The sequence below is a fragment of the Halomonas sp. A3H3 genome, assembly GCF_000982975.1.
GTDB lineage: Bacteria > Pseudomonadota > Gammaproteobacteria > Pseudomonadales > Halomonadaceae > Vreelandella > Vreelandella titanicae.
The window spans coordinates 2,505,313-2,522,558 of record NZ_HG423343.1 but is presented as its reverse complement, the minus strand read 5'-3'; the positions used below and the strand labels follow the sequence as shown (position 1 = coordinate 2,522,558).

Sequence of the window (17,246 nt, the reverse complement as noted above, 5' to 3'; positions counted from 1 at the left end):
TTCACCCATCAAACCCTAGTGGCGTCAGGCGATTGCCGGGATATCGAGTAGAAAGCGTTCATCATCAAGCGCTTGGCGCAGCCGCGAGTGCAATATATCAACGATCCCTTGATGCTCCCCCACCAGCTTCGTCGTGGTAACGGAAAGCCCTGGATACTGCTGTTCAGCCGCTGCACAAATCTCGGCAATATCGCCGCCCTCCCCGGCGTGGCGCCCCGGCGAAAGAAACAGCATCGCCAGGATCACCGAGCCTATCTTAAACTCGGGTAGCGCCAGCAAGTTTTCCAGCAGTGGCTCATTAAAGCGGTACTCATCGCCCTCGCGCCGCTCCATGGAAGCAGCGGCAACACACGCTACGTCATCGGCTAGCAGCACGCTAAGCTGCCCCGCCAGGCGGTTGCGTACGGCGGTAACCTCAGGAATCGGGCTGCCGTGATCCACCAGCGCCACATGCGGTTTAGTACCTGGGCGAAGCTTGTCGCGCACGTTATCGGCCAGCAGATGGGCTAAACGCAGGTCGTTATCGCCGAACTCATCCACTAAGGGCTGGGCTACCCGCACCTTAACGTGGGGAAAGCGCTCCTGCAGCGTGGCCATGCGCTCGGGCAGATAACCCGTCAGCGCTTTGCTGGGGCCAAAAAAGAACGGTAGCACGATAATCTCCGTTGCCCCCTGTTCGGCACAGCGTTCAGCGGCGGGGCCAAGGGTAGTGGCGGGAATACCTCCCACCTCATCCGCAGGAATCTTATTGGAGTGCAGCAACGAGGCCGCCTGCACGGTTTCGCCTACAAGCCCGCTAAGCGAAGCCGCCACGCGGCGTAAATTCAGCGTTGCCTGCGCTCGTAGCGAGCCGTTATCCACCAGAAAAATCGCGCGCATGGCTGCCTCCAGTCGTGGTCTTGGCAATCGTGTGGGTGATCAACCGTGACATGTTAAGATGGTGGTTTTACACCGTCGTTGGCCCCCATGTTACTTGAAAAATGTGCCTTAAAAACGCTGCCTGATACCGATGCTTGATACCACTGCACTTAACCAGCAAAGAAACTTCTTCGAAGGCCATGCGGCGATATGGCTATTCGGCTACGGCTCACTGATTTGGAAGGCTGACTTTGCCTACCTGGAGCGCCGCCCGGCGTATATACACGGCTGGGAGCGGCGATTTTGGCAGGGCTCCCATGATCACCGCGGCACGCCTGAAGCGCCTGGGCGGGTGGCAACGCTGATCCGCGCCAAAGATTCGATTTGCCACGGCATGGCCTACCGCATTGCCCCGGAAGTGCTCGCGCCGTTGGATGTGCGGGAGAAGAACGGCTATTTGCGGGAAAAAGTACCGCTGACGTTTATGGACGAGAAAGGCAACGGAACCGAACAGAGCGAAGGGCTTATTTATCTGGCCAGCGATGACAATCCGGCCTTTTTGGGCGACGCGCCGCTTGATGAGATCGCCCAGCAAATTGCCAACGCCCATGGGCCCAGCGGCCCCAACCGCGACTACTTGGTCAACCTCGCCGTGGCGCTGCGGGAACTAGGCGCCAAAGATGCCCATATCTTTGCTCTGGAACAACAGCTGAGCCAATTTTAACATTACCAGTAGCGCGGATAACGGCGGTGACGGGCAAGGTTATTGACCAATATGGCGATTACCAGCATCACTATACTGCCCGCTCCGATTGGCAAAAGAGGATACCACCACCCCAGTTGATGAACGCTGGCACCCCCGCCTACCGCAATCAGAGCCGCCGCGGCTCCTGGTGGGTGAACCGTATGGGTTAGCTGCATACCCAGCACCGACAGTGATACGGCCAGAGCCATTGAGAGGGGGGTCGCTCCCAGCAGTTGGTAGCAAGCAACGCCAATACCCGCGGAGAGCACGCTGCCAAAGAGTACATGGCTGGGCTGGGCAAAAGGGCTTTCAGGTGCTGCGTAGATGAGCACCGAGGTTGCGCCGAAGGAGCCTACGATGAGCAGTTGTTGTGACAGCCACGCCGAGCTTAACCAGCAAATGACCGCCATACCGGTAAAGGCCCCGACCCATGACCAAAAAGCATCCTGCCAGCCTACCCGGGCACGCTTGACTGGCTGCCCCCGCATCTTGCCAAGATAAGTTTTCATTACACTCGCTTTGCACAAAATGAGTGCAAATGATGCCAAAATGCACCAAATAAGCAAATGACAATCTATCATGCCCCTGATGAAACTGACTCAAGGGCAACGCGATTGCTCATCATCAGTGTATGGAGTGTTAACCAAGGAGAGAAACGGGGGCATTATTTTATGACATTTTTTATAAACAATACCCGAGCTCGTTCGTCATACTATATAGAGGGATCAAACAGCTTAACTTCGCGTATATCGACCTGCTCCCAGACACGCTCAGTCATATAAGGCTCTTGCGCCAGCCAAGCCTCTAAATCTTCTCGAGTAGCAAATCTGAAATGTGCATTTGAACCGATCATTTTACCTTCATCGTTCAGCACTACCCCACCACTTACGAAATTACCCGACCGATAGAGATTACGCAGTCCTTCCAGGTGCAGCTCGCGACAAGCCAGACGGCGGTTTAAGGCCCCCTCATCGGTGTAATCATAGGCGATCAACGCAAACTGCTTCATCTACTCCTCCTCTCAGTGTGTCTACATCATCAACCACGAAAGAATAAACAGCCCCAATACGGTACGTACAATACCGCCGATTATCGAGCCTCGCAGAAAAGCGCGCAAACCGCCCCACAGAATCAGCAGCCCAATCACTAAGACAGCAATGCTGAAAAAGGAATCACTGATTCCCAGCGAACGCGTCAAGCCATCGATGAAATCGCCGAACGCACCGAAGAAGTTGGTGAAAATGCCCAGCAGAAACTCCACCACCACGCGGATGGCTTCACCGATAGTTTCGCCAATTTCGTCAAAAAAGCCGTTTGTCTGCATCGCGTTTGCTTGCATCGATAGTACCCGTGACTGAGAAGGATAAGCGGCATTGTCGGTTAAATTCGCTGACTGAGCAAAGCAGGATCCATCCCTCCCCTCTTCGCCCTCCGTTTTTAGCGACTTTTCCGTCCAGCAACTACTCCGTCCAGCAACTATGCTCTCATAAACGCTCCAAAATATATGAGCCGTAAAACGTTCGTTTAAACAATCACCCTTATCGTCGTTACGCGCTAGGTGCCTGCCATGAACCATCATTACCCCCTGGCCGATCAACTCCAAGCTAGCACTCACCAGGTAGAAAACCAGCCGCCACCGCTGGAAAGCTACAATAGCTACACAGCTGATCGCGTTCTTCAGGAAGGCGTTAACCGTGAAAGCGGGTCTGACGACGATGCCCCACTCAAGACGTTTGGCCAGTGGGCGGGCTCTGCTGAGGCGATTGCCTTGGGGGTTGAGGCCAACCGTTACTCCCCCCAGTTAGTGACCCACGACAGGCAAGGCCATCGGGTCGATTTGATCGAGTTTCATCCCGCCTATCATCAGCTTATGCAAACGGCGATAGAGCACGGCTTGCATGCTAGCCCCTGGCGAACCCCTCGGCCCGGTGCGCATGTTTATCGGGCCGCCAACTACTTTTTACAGGCCCAGGTAGAAGCGGGCCATGGCTGCCCGATTACCATGACCTTTGCAGCCCTCCCCGCACTGCGCCATCAACCCAGCCTGCTTGAGAGCTGGGGCGATAAAATCACCGCCCCACATTACGATCCGCGCAACGTCCCCTATTTCGAGAAACAGGGCCTCACTCTGGGCATGGCAATGACCGAAAAGCAGGGCGGCTCCGATGTGCGTTTGAACACCACCCGCGCCTACCCGATTGATCAAAGCGGGCCGGGAGAAGCTTTTGAGCTGGTGGGGCATAAGTGGTTTGTCTCGGCGCCAATGTGCGATGCATTTCTGGTACTCGCCCAGGCGCCCGGCGGCTTGAGCTGTTTCTTGCTGCCACGCTGGCGGCCCGACGGCAGTAAGAACCCGCTTCATATACAGCAGCTAAAACGTAAAATGGGCAATGTATCGAATGCTTCCAGCGAGACCGAGCTGCGGGGCGCCTTTGCCTGGATGGTGGGCGATGAAGGCCGCGGCGTGCGCACCATTATTGAGATGGTCGCCATGACCCGCTACGACTGCATGATTGGTTCAGCTGCCGGAATGCGCCAAGCCACCGCCCAGGCGATTCATCACGCCTCTCATCGGCATGCCTTTGGGAAGCGGCTCAGCGAGCAGCCGCTGATGCAAAATGTGCTCGCTGACTTGGCTATTGAGAGCGAAGCCGCCACCACCTTAATGCTGCGTATGGCCCGCGCCATGGATCATCAGGACAACGAGCATGAGCGCCTGCTTTCGCGAATCGCCACCCCTGTGGGCAAGTACTGGATATGTAAACGCACGCCCCACCACGCATACGAGGCAATGGAGGTGATTGGTGGAAGCGGCGTCATGGAGACCCACATAATGGCGCGCCTGTTTCGCGAGTCGCCCATCAACGCCATTTGGGAAGGCAGCGGAAATGTGCAGTGCTTGGATATCCTGCGCGCGATTGAAAAACAGCCCGAAGTACTCGACGCCTACTTCGCCGAACTCGGCCTTTCACAGGGCGCCAATGGGCATCTTGACCGTTTTATCCACCAATTACAGCGGCAGATGCAGGATACTCAAACGCTCCAGTTCCGCGCCCGCCAACTGGCGGACGGCATGGCCCTAGCGTTACAGGGCGCCCTGCTGGTTCAGCACGCCCCCGCTTATGTGGCCGATGCATTCTGCGCTGGTCGGCTTGCCGACCGCAGTGGCCTCAATACAGGCACGCTACCCACCGGGCTGGATTGCGCGGCAATCATCCAGCGTGCCCGGCCCGTGGAATAACACCCTTGGAGTGAGTCCTTGGAATAAGCCCCGTGGAATAAGCGTTCACGACTATGGCCGTCTTCCAGGCTAAAACCGATCGCGTAAAACTAATCACATTAAAAAACTATTTACATTAAGAGCCAGCAATAATGTGATAGCGGGTAAGATATAAAACACTCCACTACAGGCGTGTTTTATGCTTAACCAGCGTGCATTAACCTACCTCAATGAAGTGATTCGCCGCGGCTCGCTCAGGCGCGCCGCGGCCCACCTGAATGTCGATGCTTCTGCCGTTAGCCGCCAACTAAAAGCACTAGAAGAAGAGTTGGATACCCAGCTATGCGAGCGGCACGGAAGAGGGATGCGCGCAACCGCAGCGGGCCAGCTACTGGTGCACCATTTTCATGCCCAGCGGGCTTCAGAAGAAGCGGTGCTCTCCCAGCTAATGGCACTTCAAAGCCTAACGAAAGGGGAAGTTCGTATTGCCGTGGGAGAAGGGTTTATCGCTGACCTGATCGCCGCACCGTTAGGCACTTTTATGTCAGCGTTTTCCGGTATCAATGTCGAAATTCGCATGGCGGGTGTCAACGAAGCGATGTCGTTACTCAAAGATCGTGAAGTGGATATAGCGCTACTTTATGCACCGCCGGTAGACCCGCAACTTTTCTGCCACGTGGAAACGCGCCAGCCGCTCGATGTGATTGTGCCCCCCAATCACCCACTAAGTGATCTTAACCGCCCGGTAACCCTGCATGACTTAACGGGGTGGCCCCTGGCGTTAATGGACAATCCTTTTGGTATGCGGCAAATGGTCAATATGGTGGCCCACCAGGAGCGCATTCATCTTGAAGCACGCCTGCACACCAACTCTGTTTCGGTGTTAAAGAATTTCGTCCGCTCAGGCATCGGCGTTACGTTTATGCCCGAACTCACCGTAGCGGATGAGATTGAGCGCGGTGAGATCTTCACACTACCCATGCAGTACCCGGTGATGAACGGTACGCGGGCACAAATTGTTAGCCTGAAAGGGCAGGAACTCCCGGTCGCCTCAATCACTTGCATCGATCATTTGCACAAAGGCATGCGCTTTTTCTCCGCCGATGCACCACGACTGTTGCAATAAAAGCCACAGTTTAGGTATTGCATAGTCAACACCTCAATACATAGTCTTCTAGTAAGCACTCCTTATAAATCCAATAACGCGCCCTTAGCGCCTCATAGCTCACGACAATAAACCAGGAGACTTACGATGTTTACTCAGCACTTTTCACCCAAACGACTCATCTCGGCTTGCCTGATTGGCTCTGCCATGATGGCAGGAAACACTCTTGCAGCCACCACCATTAATCTGAGTTACAACGGTGCCCCAGATCCCGAAAAGAATGCTGTCCACGTCTTTGCAGAGAACCTTAAAACGTTGGTAGACGAAAAAACTGACGGTGAGATACAGCTTGAGCTCTACCCGAATAGCATGCTGGGTGATGAAGAGGAGCGCATGGAACAAACCATGAATACGCCCATGCTCAACGTGGCGTCATTTGCAGGCGTCTCTCCTCTCGTTGATGAGATCTTCGTCAGCGCTATTCCGTTTCTGTTCGACGACTTTGCGGCGGCGCGTAGCTTCTTCGATGAAGGAGAGTATTGGCAGGAAGTCAGCAATGCTCTGCAGGAGCGTGCCGGTATCGATATGCTGGCGGTCGTCGAAGAGGGGGGCTTCCTGGCATTCACCAACAATGAACGGCCTATCAGCCACCCGGACGACTTCGAAGGGCTGCGTTTCCGGGCCATGGATCCCAGCCAGGTAGCCCTCTATGAATCCTTCGGTGCCTCCGGTACTCCCATTCCCTGGACAGAGACCTACATGGGACTGCGTACAGGAGTGGCCGACGGCCAGATGAACCCGCCGATGTATATCATCCTGGGCAGCCTCTACGAAGTGCAGGACTACCTGACCCTAGCCAATATCCAATACTCCGATCAGTTCCTGGTGGGCAATAGCGACATGATCGCAGGTTGGGACGATGAGCTTCGCAGCACCTTTATGGAGGCCGTCTCCGAAGCTAATCACAATGCCCGTGAGCACAACGAGGAACAGGTTGAGGCACGTATCGCCTACCTGGAAGAGCAAGGTATGGAAGTGATTCGCCCTTCTGAAGAGGAGCTCACCGCTTTCCGCGACATTGGCCAGCCCGCCTATCTTGAGTGGCTCGAAGAACGTGATATCGAGCAACGCTGGATCGATATGGCCCTGGAAGATGCAGGCATGAGCGAACTGCTCGACTAACGGCTGTTAACAACAGGGGCTGGTACCTTACCGGCCCCCTAATTTCCAGTACTTAATATCCCAGTACTGAATGTTCTAGTGCTTAACGTTTCTGTGCTTCCTGGAAGGCTGCCATGTTTAATACGCTTCGATCCCGTCTACTGGCGATCAGCCGCCCGGTGTCCCTAACCCTGGCGGGCGCGCTGCTATGCCTCAATGTTGCGGCCATATTGTATGGGGTGTTTGCCCGCTACATCGCCGGTGGTGCCCCTATTTGGACAGATGAGATATCGCGATTTTTGATTATCGCCACCGTGATGCTCGCGGCTGGCACCGTCTGGTCGGAAGGGGGTCACATGCGCGTTGGTCTGTTGGAGAAGCTACTGCCACCCCCTCTCGCGCGTTTGCTGAACGTGTACCAGTGGCTGCTCACCCTGCTGATTGCAGCGGGGGGTGCCTGGGTCAGCTATCGCTATGCACTCTCGGTCAGCATGTTTACCACCTCAGGGCTTGGCATTAGCCGCACGGTGCCCCTCCTCTCGCTACCCGTTGGCTTTTTATTACTGGCTTGGCATGCGCTTCTCTATGGCCCCGCGCCACTTAAAACCGTTGAGGACTCTCCATCCACAACCGTTGAGGACTCCTTATGATTGTGACGATGCTGGTGGTTTTCCTCGGCCACGTTTTGCTTGGGCTTCCTCTGTTCATCGCGCTACTGACCACGGCGATAGTAGGCTTTCTGTTTGTCGACCCCTCGATGATTCCACGTATGCTGCCCCAGCAATTCTTTGGCGGTATCAATGTGTTCTCCTTGATGGCTATTCCGTTATTCATCTTCGCTGGCAACCTGATGAACGTCAGCGGCTTAACCGAGCGCCTGATGGGGTTCGCCCGCCTGATAGTGGGGCACTTGCGGGGCGGTATGGGCCACGTCAACGTGGTGTCGAGCGTTTTCTTCGCAGGCGTCAATGGCTCAGCGGTGGCGGATACCTCGGCACTGGGGTCGCTGTTAGTACCTGCCATGGAGAAGGAGGGCTACTCAAGGGCTTTTGCCGCTGGGTTGACCGCCGGTAGCTCGCTGATCGGCCCGATTATTCCACCCAGTATCTTTATGATCCTCTACGCCTCACTGACCAACACCTCAGTAGGCGATCTATTTCTGGCGGGCGTAGTACCAGGTCTGCTGCTGGGGGTTGCCTTTATGGGCATGAACGCCTGGTATGCCTGGCGCCACCGATTACCCAAAAGTGGCCAGTTGCCCTCAATCGGCCAACTTGGCATAGCCTTCGCGGCCGCTCTGCCCGCGCTTATCGCTCCCTTTATTATTGTTGCTGGCATCGTGCTGGGCTTTGTGACGCCTACAGAATCGGGCGCGTTGACAGCGCTGTATGTGGCCTTATGTGGCTTTGTGCTGGGAGGGTTACGCTTTAAAGAGTGCTGGCAAGCCATCCTTGATACGGCACGCTTAACCTCGGCGATTTTTCTCATCATGGCGGCCTCGGCGACGATTAGCTGGCTGCTCTCCTATGCGCAAGTACCTGCGCAGTTTGTATCCCTGCTATCACCCTACGTGGACAATAGCGTGGTTATTTTATTACTGCTTAGTGCAATCACCTTCATCACGGGCATGTTTATGGAGGAGGTGTCGGCATTGATGCTACTGACGCCGATCTTTGCGCCGGTGGCTATGATGGCGGGTATAGACCCCATTCATCTGGGCGTCATCATCACACTGAACATTACCATTGCATTGATCACGCCACCGCTGGGCGCCTGTGTGTTCGTGGCCGCCGCGGTTAGTCGGCTTGAGATAGTGTCGCTATTTAGAACCATTTGGCCCTTTGTGCTGACGGCGATTGCGGTGCTTATTCTATTAATCCTTTTTCCATCGCTGACGCTATGGCTGCCTACTCAGTTTTGACAACTAGTTTTAATAACCAGCTTGGATAACACTCTGCTTGGATAACATAATGCCTTTGAGCACACTATTGAAGGCCTTGCCGCCTATACCCAGCCATTCAGCTCCCTGCTGGGAACAGCTGCGCCGCGCGCCTATTGAAGATAACGGCGAGCGCTTGGTACCGATGAGCCTCGCCCCGGCACCGGTCAGCGTGTTCCCCGCCTATGCTCGGCTGGGTATTCCGGGTGCGGTGCCGGAGTGTTTCGTTCGTGAGGGGGTTTATCGGGCGCTACTCGCTGCGGCACGTAGCTTACCCGAGGGCATCGGGTTGATCGTACTGGATGGCTGGCGGCCATGGCGGGTGCAGCAGTACTTGTTTGATACCCTGCATGAAGCCATCCACCACCACCATCCAGACCTCAGCGAAGCGGAGCTATTGGAGCGTACAAGAGAGTTCGTATCGGTACCCAGTCGCGACCCTTTAGCCCCCAGCCCGCACCTCACCGGCGGCGCCGTCGATGTCACGCTTTGCGATGCCGATGGCCTGCCACTGGATATGGGCACCCTGTTTGACGAGGCGCTTCCCGCCTCCCATAGCGACTATTTCGAAAAGCTGGAAATGCTTACCCCGCAGCAACATAAGGCGCGGGATAACCGCCGCCTGCTCTATCACACTCTGCAGCAGCAAGGCTTCACCAACCTGCCCAGCGAGTGGTGGCACTTCGATTATGGCGATCAATTATGGGCCTACTACGGGCCGCATGATCATGCACAGTACGGCCCGGCAGAGCTGGATACCATAGAGAACCGCTGGCGCAGGCAGTTGGGGTAATGATCTAGCCAGCGCCAGATTCAGTGTGCTCACACCGCAGGCGCTTCAAGTTCCAGAAAGCGCCGTACTCGGTCGGTTTTAGGGTTCTCAAAGAACTCGCTGGGGTGGGATTTTTCAATGATGATGCCTTTGTCGAGAAAGACCACTTGATCGGAGACTGCCCGGGCAAACTCCATTTCGTGGGTCACCAGTACCATGGTGTAGCCTTCTTTGGAGAGGTCTTTGATCACCCCAAGCACTTCCCCCACCAGCTCGGGGTCGAGGGCTGAAGTGGGCTCATCGAACAGCATCACCTTAGGCTGCATGGCGAGTGCCCGCGCAATCGCTACCCGCTGTTTCTGACCACCAGAGAGTGTGTAGGGATATTGTTCACGCTTGTCGGCCATGCCGACTTTTTCGAGCAGCGCCATGGCCCGCGCGTCAGCCTCGGTTTTGCTTAGCCCCTGAACATGAATAGGCGCCTCGGTGACATTGCGCAGCACGCTTAAATGAGGCCAGAGGTTAAAGCCTTGGAACACCATGCCCAAGCGCGCGCGCATGCCTGCCAGCTCACGGCGCGACATGTGTTTTCCAGTGTCACTCACGCCAATGCGATCACCAGCAATACGGATGTCGCCCCGGTCGGGTTGCTCAAGCCAGTTAATGCAGCGTAGCAGGGTAGATTTACCCGAACCCGATGAGCCCAAAATACTCACCACTTCGCCGGGCTGAACTTCCAGCGATACATCCCGCAGCACTTCGGTGCCATCGAAGCTTTTGGAAAGGTTACGAATACTAACAGCAGCGGTCTCAGGCATTTTCGAATCCTCGCTTGGCGCCAAAACGGCCAATCATTTTGATAAATAGTTCTAAACCAATACTGATCAGCCAGTAGAAGCCGATCACCACGATGAACGCTTCCATGGGAATGAAGTAGGTGCTCGACAGGCTGCTCGCCGCCGCGGTGAGTTCGCGCACGGTGATGATCACCAGAAAGGCGGTGTCTTTGAGTAGGATAATCAACTGATTACCCAATAAGCCGCGGGTTTTCAAAATCAGCTGCGGCAAGATAATGCGCATAAACATTTGGGGCTGCGAGAACCCTTGGGCGATTGCTGCCTCTACCTGCCCTTGGGCGAAGGTAGCGCGGCAGCCGCGCAGAATCTCCGCGAAGTATGCGCCATGGTAGATCACCAGGGCGATAATCCCGGCCGTCCAGGCACTCATGCGGATGCCTGCACTAGGTAAGCCGTAATACAGCAGGTAGGCCAGGATCAAAAATGGCAGCATACGCATGCCATCGATAAAAATCCGCAGCGGAACCTTTAACCGTGGGCGGGAACCCTCCAATAAAAACACCATGGCGCTGCCCATTAAAAAAGCCAAGACAGCGGATAAACCAAATAGCTTTAAGGTGTTATAAAAACCACTTAAAAACACATCGTAAGATGACCAAAGAATTTCCCAGTTGCTCATAGAGACTCCCTAAACGACCACCTTAAACGGCCAGCCGGCTGGCTTTACGCTCAGCCACACGTTGAAACCACACCAACAGACTGATAATCAGCATATACAGCGCCGCAGCCGCTAAAATGGGTGGCAGTGGGTCGTAGGTCACCGCCGAAATACGGTTGGTCACACGGGTCAGGTCGACGACGCCGATGACCGCAATAGCGGGGCTGCCTTTAATCAGAAATGACATTTCATTCACCAAGCCCGGCAGGCTGGTAATGGTGATTTGTGGCAGCATAATACGGCGGAAATAGACCCACGGTGTCATACCGATGGCCAGGGCCGCTTCACGCTGCTCTTTGGAGAAGTTGTTAAAGGCAGAGCGCCAGATTTCAGCGTTAAAAGCAGTGGTATTGAGGGTTAACGCGATAATACCGGCCACATTGCGGTTGAGGTTAACGCCCATGGTCGGCGCGGTTAAGAAGATAAACAGCACCAGCGTCACCAGCGGCGTTGCCCGCGCCAAGCTAATGTAGACGCCTAGCAATTGATGCAAAACGGGAATTTTGGCCACCCTAAGCAATGCAATCAAAAGCCCCATTACCACACCGATGGCAATGGAGATGCCGGATATCCAAAGCGTTGTCCAGGCGCCCTGGATGAGAAGCCCCCATGCGCTGCTGTCCATGCTCACCCCCTAATTCGCGATAAGAAAACCGCCGCCCAGGCTGGGCGGCAGGCGAATGTGATGGCTTACATACCGGCCATTTCGTGGAACTCTTCCACTGAGGTGATAGGGGTTGTCGGCAGGTCATCAAAGGACTCGCCAAACCACTTTTCCTGCAGCTCGGCCAGGCGGCCAGAATCACGCAGGTGGCTCATAAAGTCGGTGATATAGGTCAGTAGTTGTGGGCTGTCTTTAGGCATCGGCCAGGCCACGAAGCCTGGACCGGAGACGGCTTGACCAGCTTCAAATACGTCAGAACGCTCACGGATCAGATCATTAACCGGCACGATAGAGTTAATCACGTAATCGACACGACCGTTGGCCAGGTCAGCGTAGATTTCTGGATAGGCCTCATACTCCATCACGTCGCCCAGCTCGCCACCGCTCTCTTCCAGCATGACCTCCAACTCTGGTAGGCGCGATAGCAGGGCACTGCCCGCCTGAACACCCAGCGTCATACCGCTTAAGTCTTCAATGCTGTTGATACGCTCATCACCTGCCCGCTTGATGTAAAAGTGCTGTGCCGATGCAAACGGCGGCGCGTAGTTAAATACCCGCAGGCGTTCGTCGGTCACCGACGCGCCGGTAAGTGCCATGTCGTATTGGCCCGATGAAACCGAGGCCAAAAGCCCCGTCCAAGGCAAAATATCCTGGCGGATCTCGAAGCCAGAGTACTCCTCCAGTTCAATCAATATATCTTTGATAAAGCCATCGGGGTCGCTGCCACTCATAAAGTTGAACGGCGCGTAGTTATCTTCGGTGGCCACGCTCATATAGCCACGGCTCTCTATTTCATCTAAATCCGCAGCGGAAACGGTCAGTGACGCACTTAAAGCAAGCGCGCCGATGCTTATTGCGGAGGCTAAGGCAGCTATTTTTTTCATCGTCTGATATCCCCTAGGTTTTCAAAAATACGCTTTTAAAAAATACGTTTTAGAAAAAGCAGTCAAAACATCGCTCGCCCACTGTTTGCAGAAGCTGACTTCACCCTAGATTTTTATCCTCTCTGCGATTAGAGCCAGTTAGCGCAAATTAAAAGGACAGTTACCGATAGCCGCTGCCAACAACAGAGCTGGCACGAAAGATGCTTTGTTTAAGGAGAGATGCTTGAGTGAATGGGCTAGATGGCCAGGGTTTTGAAGAGGAGATGTGCATGACATCACTGTGTCTTGAGGTCGACCCTAACACTGGCGCCTGCCTGCAAGAACAACTACGCAAAACGCTGCTGGAAGCGATTCGTATGGGCAGTTTACCCAGCGAGGACGCGCTGCCCTCTTGCCGCAAGCTTTCACAACAGCTGGGTATTTCGCGTAATACGGTGGCGATTGTTTACGAAAAGCTGGTCGAGGATGGCTATTTAATAAGTCGCCCTCGTAGCGGCTACTATTTACACCCTGATTATAGCGACCCTCAATCAACGCTTAGTTCATCACTAACAGCGTTAACCGAAACCAATAACGGCGCAATAAGCGCACCAAACTGGCACAAACGCATTGCTCAGCGCCCTACTAACTACCAAGGAATCCTCAAGCCCGGCAATTGGTCGGAATATGCCTACCCGTTTATTTACGGCCAGTTAGATACGCGACTTTTTCCGTTAGCCCAGTGGCGAGATGTTTCTCGGCGCTTATTGAGTTCGCAACGCGATAAACCCTGGCTGCGCGACCGTATTGACCAGGACGACCCGTTTCTGATTGAGCAATTGCGCAAACGTATTTTGCCGCGCCGGGGAATTTTTGCTCGCTCAGAAGAAATTCTGATCACCATGGGAACGCAAAATGCACTCTATTTGATTGCCCAGTTGCTCTGCCATCGGGGCACTCGCGTGGCGCTAGAATCTCCCGGTTACCGCGAGGCAATGAATGTGTTTGCTCAGCGCGGAGCCAGTCTGCAGTTGCAAACCGTGGATACGGAAGGCATGCGTCTTGAGGGGTCTCAGCAGTGTGACTATCTGTACGTCATGCCCAGTCATCAGGTGCCCACGGGCGTCACCATGAGCCGCGAGCGACGCGAGACTTTGCTGGCCCAGCTACCCCATCGCGACCAAATCGTGATTGAGGATGACTACGACGCCGAGATTCATGGCGACCAGTTCGCGCTGCCAGCGCTCAAAGCCAGTGCCCAGAGCGCACGAATTATCTACATGGGCAGCTTATCCAAAGCACTCTCGCCCGGGCTGCGCATGGGCTACGTAGTGGCCGATGCTGAGGTGATCGACGAGCTGCGAGCGCTGCGGCGCATGATGTACCGCCATCCACCCGCAGCGTTACAGCACCAGTTGGCGCAGTTTATCTCGCAAGGCTATTACGAGCGCTATCTCAAGCTTCATGTGGAGGAGATCGACCGGCGCCGGGACGCCATGCGGATTGCCATCGATCAGGCATTGCCCGGCTGCCTCAGCCACAGCAGCAGTCGCTCCAGCGCCTTCTGGATGGAAGCGGATGCGGGCATCGATACTCAGCGGCTAGCCTGGCATGCCGCCCAGCGGGGTGTGTTGATTGAACCCGGCTTCCAGCACTTCTTCGATGCCGCCCCGACGCGGCGCTTTTTCCGGCTAGGGTTTGGCGCCATCGAGAGGGAGCGTATCGACCCAGGCATACAGCGCCTGGGTTTCGCCTACGATAACGCCCTGAATACTTTAACAACGGGCACTTAACCCACCATCGCCCATCTAGCGTGATGCCGTATAGTTTTTCAGCACGCGATCCAAAATGGCTAAACCCTCCTCTACTTCAGCGGCCGTCACGATACACGGCGGCACCACATGGATGCGGTTCTCAACGGTAAAGACCAGCAGGCCGTTTTCCATTAATTGCTGCTTGAGTTGCAGCACTTCCGCCCCTGGCAGTGGCGTTTTGTAAACCGGGTCGCTGACGAGCTCCAAAGCATGAAACACACCAACGCCCCGCCAATCACCAATGATGGCGTATCGCTCGGCAAGCTGTTGCAACCCTGCGGCTAACGGGCCATTACCCACCGAGTCAGCGTTTGCAACCACGCCTTCTGCTTCCATCGCATCCAGGGTCGCGACTATCGCCGCCATTGCCAGCGGGTGGCCGGAATACGTCAGACCGCCGACAAAGAAGTGGTCATCGAAATAGCGTGAGATGGGTTCAGAAATAATCACGCCCCCGGCAGGCACATAGCCCGAGTTCACCCCTTTGGCGAAGACGATTAAGTCCGGCGCCATGTCATAATGTTCAAAAGCGAACCAACGGCCCGTGCGGCCGAAGCCAGCCATCACTTCATCAAGAATCAGTACAATACCGAACTCATCGGCGAGTTTTCTAACGCCCTGAAGATACGCCTTCGGAGGCAAAAGTACGCCAGCCGTACCGGGAATGGTTTCCAGCAGGATGGCCGCGACCGCGTTAGCACCTTCGCACTCAATCACCCGGCGCAGGTGTTGCAACGCCCGCTCACACTCCTCCTCTTCATTGCGCGCCCAAAACTCGCTGCGATAAAGGTAAGGGTTGAAGAAGTGCACGTGGCCACTGGCGTACTCGTTGGGCACCCGCCGCCAATCACCGGTGGCGGCAATCGCTGAACCGGTATTGCCGTGATAGGAGCGGTAGGCGGATAGTATTTTGCTTCGCCCGGTATAAAGACGCGCCATACGAATGGCATTTTCATTGGCATCCGCGCCCGCATTGGTGAAAAACACCTTACTAAACCCAGCGGGCGCTTTGGCGATAATGCGCTTGGCCGCTTCGCCCCTAGCCAAGTTGGCATGGGCGGGGGCAATGGTACACAGGCTCGCGGCCTGGGCTTGAATCGCACCGACCACCTTGGGATGCTGATGGCCGATATTGGTATTGACTAACTGGCTACTAAAATCCAGATACGAGCGCCCCACATAGTCCCATACGCGACACCCTTCAGCCCCTGCAATCACCATGGGGTCTAAACTGCCTTGCTGTGCCCAGGAGTGGAACACATACTGGCGATCTAAGGTGTGTACATAAGTATTATCCACACCGCTTTCGGGTGGATGTGAAGCGGCAATATTGGTATTCATAGCAAGCACCTTAAGTAATCCGTTAAGAAATAGCGTGCTTGCCAGCCTAGTGAGTCAACCGTTTAGGCTGTAGGGCCAGTCGTTACATACCAGAGGGACAGACGAGTGATGTCACAGTAACGGGCACGAACTGGCTCTAAAGGCTTGAACCAGCGTTGCTTACAGTGATGTCAGAACTCGCCCCATCGCCTTTTAATCATTTAAATAACGTGGAGAGATTGCAATGCCTAGCGTACTTATTACCGGAGCGACGTCAGGGTTTGGTAAAGCGGCTGCCCAGCGCTTTGCCAAAGCGGGCTGGTCATTGATTTTAACCGGGCGACGCGTAGAGCGCCTCAAAGCACTTGAGGAGGAGCTTTCCAAGCAGGTGCCCGTGCTAACGCTGGCGCTGGATGTCCGCGATAGTGACGCGGTGACTGACGCCATTAGCAACTTACCGGAAACGTTTCTGCCGCTGACGTGTTTAATCAATAATGCGGGGTTAGCCCTGGCACCGGAACCGGCGCAAAAGGTGGCGCTGGAGGATTGGCACACCATGATCGACACCAATATCACGGGGTTGGTCAATGTGACACACGCGGCGCTGCCGCTGCTGCTGAAAACCGGTAAAGGCGCGAGTATTCTCAATCTCGGCTCGGTGGCGGGTCAGTGGCCTTATCCTGGCGGGCATGTGTATGGCGCGTCGAAAGCCTTTGTTCAGCAGTTCAGCTACAACCTACGCTGCGATCTGTTAGGTACTGGCGTGCGGGTTACTGACCTGGCACCCGGCATGGCAGAAACCGAGTTCACACTGGTCAGAACTAAAGGCGACCAGGCCGCTTCGGATGCACTTTACCGGGGTACGACGCCACTTCAAGCAGAAGATATCGCCGAGCAGCTTTACTACTTGGCCACGCTGCCCGCCCATATCAACATCAATCGCTTGGAAATTATGACCGTTCGTCAGGCATGGTCAGCGTTTGCGGTTGATCGCGACCCGGCTTAAGCCTGCTGCGCCGATTTTAATAGGCCACCCGTTGAAACGCGATACCGCCCTTGCTCTTTGACTAGATAAAGGGCGTTATCCACTCGCTTCATTACGCTTTTGACCGATTGTTGATACATTCTATTTTACTCATCCTTGTAAAATAGTCGTGCGGTCATGAGACTCAACGTCAACAGATCTCGATACCCACAGCCGATAAAGGGCAGGGGTAATCGGCATAGGGGCGGTCAGCATGGCTGACCGGTCCCCTGCCACACCACCCGG

Annotated in this window: 18 protein-coding genes; 9 read left to right on the top strand and 9 right to left on the bottom strand. The window is 55.1% G+C overall.

Translation table 11 applies throughout. The features are described from left to right. Positions 1–24 precede the first annotated feature (24 nt). On the bottom strand, positions 25–879 hold the full coding sequence (locus HALA3H3_RS11220) for a sirohydrochlorin chelatase (protein WP_022521654.1): 855 nt from the start codon (positions 877–879) through the stop codon (positions 25–27). Between the two features lie 130 nt (positions 880–1,009). On the opposite strand from HALA3H3_RS11220, the gene HALA3H3_RS11215 reads away from it, so the two are divergent. Then, positions 1,010–1,582 (top strand): gamma-glutamylcyclotransferase, encoded by a 573-nt coding sequence (locus HALA3H3_RS11215; RefSeq protein WP_009285951.1) that lies wholly within the window; start codon positions 1,010–1,012, stop codon positions 1,580–1,582. A 2-nt stretch (positions 1,583–1,584) separates the two neighbouring features. Here HALA3H3_RS11215 and HALA3H3_RS11210 read toward each other — a convergent pair whose 3' ends face one another. The 3 genes from HALA3H3_RS11210 to HALA3H3_RS11200 all read right to left on the bottom strand — a co-directional run bounded on the left by HALA3H3_RS11210 (position 1,585) and on the right by HALA3H3_RS11200 (position 2,927). Then, entirely contained in the window at positions 1,585–2,112 is a 528-nt protein-coding gene (locus HALA3H3_RS11210) for an HPP family protein (protein WP_022521653.1), read from the bottom strand. Between the two features lie 203 nt (positions 2,113–2,315). After that, entirely contained in the window at positions 2,316–2,612 is a 297-nt protein-coding gene (locus HALA3H3_RS11205) for a YciI family protein (RefSeq protein ID WP_022521652.1), read from the bottom strand. A gap of 21 nt (positions 2,613–2,633) precedes the next feature. Further along, on the bottom strand, positions 2,634–2,927 hold the full coding sequence (locus HALA3H3_RS11200) for a hypothetical protein (protein WP_027957100.1): 294 nt from the start codon (positions 2,925–2,927) through the stop codon (positions 2,634–2,636). Between the two features lie 243 nt (positions 2,928–3,170). On the opposite strand from HALA3H3_RS11200, the gene HALA3H3_RS11195 reads away from it, so the two are divergent. The 6 genes from HALA3H3_RS11195 (at position 3,171) to HALA3H3_RS11170 (ending at position 9,821) form a co-directional block, all read left to right on the top strand. Next, positions 3,171–4,844: an isovaleryl-CoA dehydrogenase gene (locus HALA3H3_RS11195; protein ID WP_022521650.1), complete on the top strand. Its 1,674-nt coding sequence runs from the start codon at positions 3,171–3,173 to the stop codon at positions 4,842–4,844. A gap of 178 nt (positions 4,845–5,022) precedes the next feature. Next, entirely contained in the window at positions 5,023–5,949 is a 927-nt protein-coding gene (locus tag HALA3H3_RS11190) for a LysR family transcriptional regulator (RefSeq protein ID WP_022521649.1), read from the top strand. 126 nt (positions 5,950–6,075) lie between these two features. Beyond that, positions 6,076–7,110 (top strand): TRAP transporter substrate-binding protein DctP, encoded by a 1,035-nt coding sequence (dctP, locus tag HALA3H3_RS11185; protein WP_009285955.1) that lies wholly within the window; start codon positions 6,076–6,078, stop codon positions 7,108–7,110. A 113-nt stretch (positions 7,111–7,223) separates the two neighbouring features. Then, positions 7,224–7,739, top strand: a complete 516-nt coding sequence (locus tag HALA3H3_RS11180; protein WP_022521648.1) for a TRAP transporter small permease — start codon at positions 7,224–7,226, stop codon at positions 7,737–7,739. Then, entirely contained in the window at positions 7,736–9,010 is a 1,275-nt protein-coding gene (locus HALA3H3_RS11175; RefSeq protein WP_022521647.1) for a TRAP transporter large permease, read from the top strand. The genes HALA3H3_RS11180 and HALA3H3_RS11175 overlap by 4 nt, the downstream gene beginning before the upstream one ends. A 49-nt stretch (positions 9,011–9,059) precedes the next feature. Then, positions 9,060–9,821, top strand: coding sequence for a M15 family metallopeptidase (locus HALA3H3_RS11170; RefSeq protein ID WP_022521646.1), 762 nt, complete (start codon positions 9,060–9,062; stop codon positions 9,819–9,821). Positions 9,822–9,850: 29 nt separating this feature from the next. Here HALA3H3_RS11170 and HALA3H3_RS11165 read toward each other — a convergent pair whose 3' ends face one another. The 4 genes from HALA3H3_RS11165 to HALA3H3_RS11150 form a co-directional block, all read right to left on the bottom strand. After that, positions 9,851–10,618, bottom strand: a complete 768-nt coding sequence (locus HALA3H3_RS11165) for an amino acid ABC transporter ATP-binding protein (protein WP_022521645.1) — start codon at positions 10,616–10,618, stop codon at positions 9,851–9,853. Continuing rightward, positions 10,611–11,276 (bottom strand): amino acid ABC transporter permease, encoded by a 666-nt coding sequence (locus HALA3H3_RS11160; RefSeq protein WP_022521644.1) that lies wholly within the window; start codon positions 11,274–11,276, stop codon positions 10,611–10,613. The genes HALA3H3_RS11165 and HALA3H3_RS11160 overlap by 8 nt, the downstream gene beginning before the upstream one ends. A gap of 22 nt (positions 11,277–11,298) precedes the next feature. Then, positions 11,299–11,940 carry an amino acid ABC transporter permease gene (locus HALA3H3_RS11155; protein WP_022521643.1) on the bottom strand — a complete coding sequence of 214 codons (642 nt, stop codon included), beginning with the start codon at positions 11,938–11,940 and terminating at the stop codon, positions 11,299–11,301. A 65-nt stretch (positions 11,941–12,005) separates the two neighbouring features. Then, entirely contained in the window at positions 12,006–12,863 is an 858-nt protein-coding gene (locus HALA3H3_RS11150; RefSeq protein WP_022521642.1) for a transporter substrate-binding domain-containing protein, read from the bottom strand. A 269-nt stretch (positions 12,864–13,132) separates the two neighbouring features. On the opposite strand from HALA3H3_RS11150, the gene pdxR reads away from it, so the two are divergent. Then, the gene (gene pdxR / locus HALA3H3_RS11145) at positions 13,133–14,635 is read left to right on the top strand and encodes a MocR-like pyridoxine biosynthesis transcription factor PdxR (protein WP_053857174.1); all 1,503 of its coding nucleotides are present in this window, start codon (positions 13,133–13,135) and stop codon (positions 14,633–14,635) included. 15 nt (positions 14,636–14,650) lie between these two features. On the opposite strand, the gene HALA3H3_RS11140 is transcribed toward pdxR, so the two are convergent. After that, positions 14,651–15,997 (bottom strand): aspartate aminotransferase family protein, encoded by a 1,347-nt coding sequence (locus tag HALA3H3_RS11140; protein ID WP_022521640.1) that lies wholly within the window; start codon positions 15,995–15,997, stop codon positions 14,651–14,653. Positions 15,998–16,220: 223 nt separating this feature from the next. On the opposite strand from HALA3H3_RS11140, the gene HALA3H3_RS11135 reads away from it, so the two are divergent. Continuing rightward, positions 16,221–16,982 carry an SDR family NAD(P)-dependent oxidoreductase gene (locus HALA3H3_RS11135; RefSeq protein ID WP_022521639.1) on the top strand — a complete coding sequence of 254 codons (762 nt, stop codon included), beginning with the start codon at positions 16,221–16,223 and terminating at the stop codon, positions 16,980–16,982. The last annotated feature ends 264 nt before the right edge of the window (positions 16,983–17,246 follow it).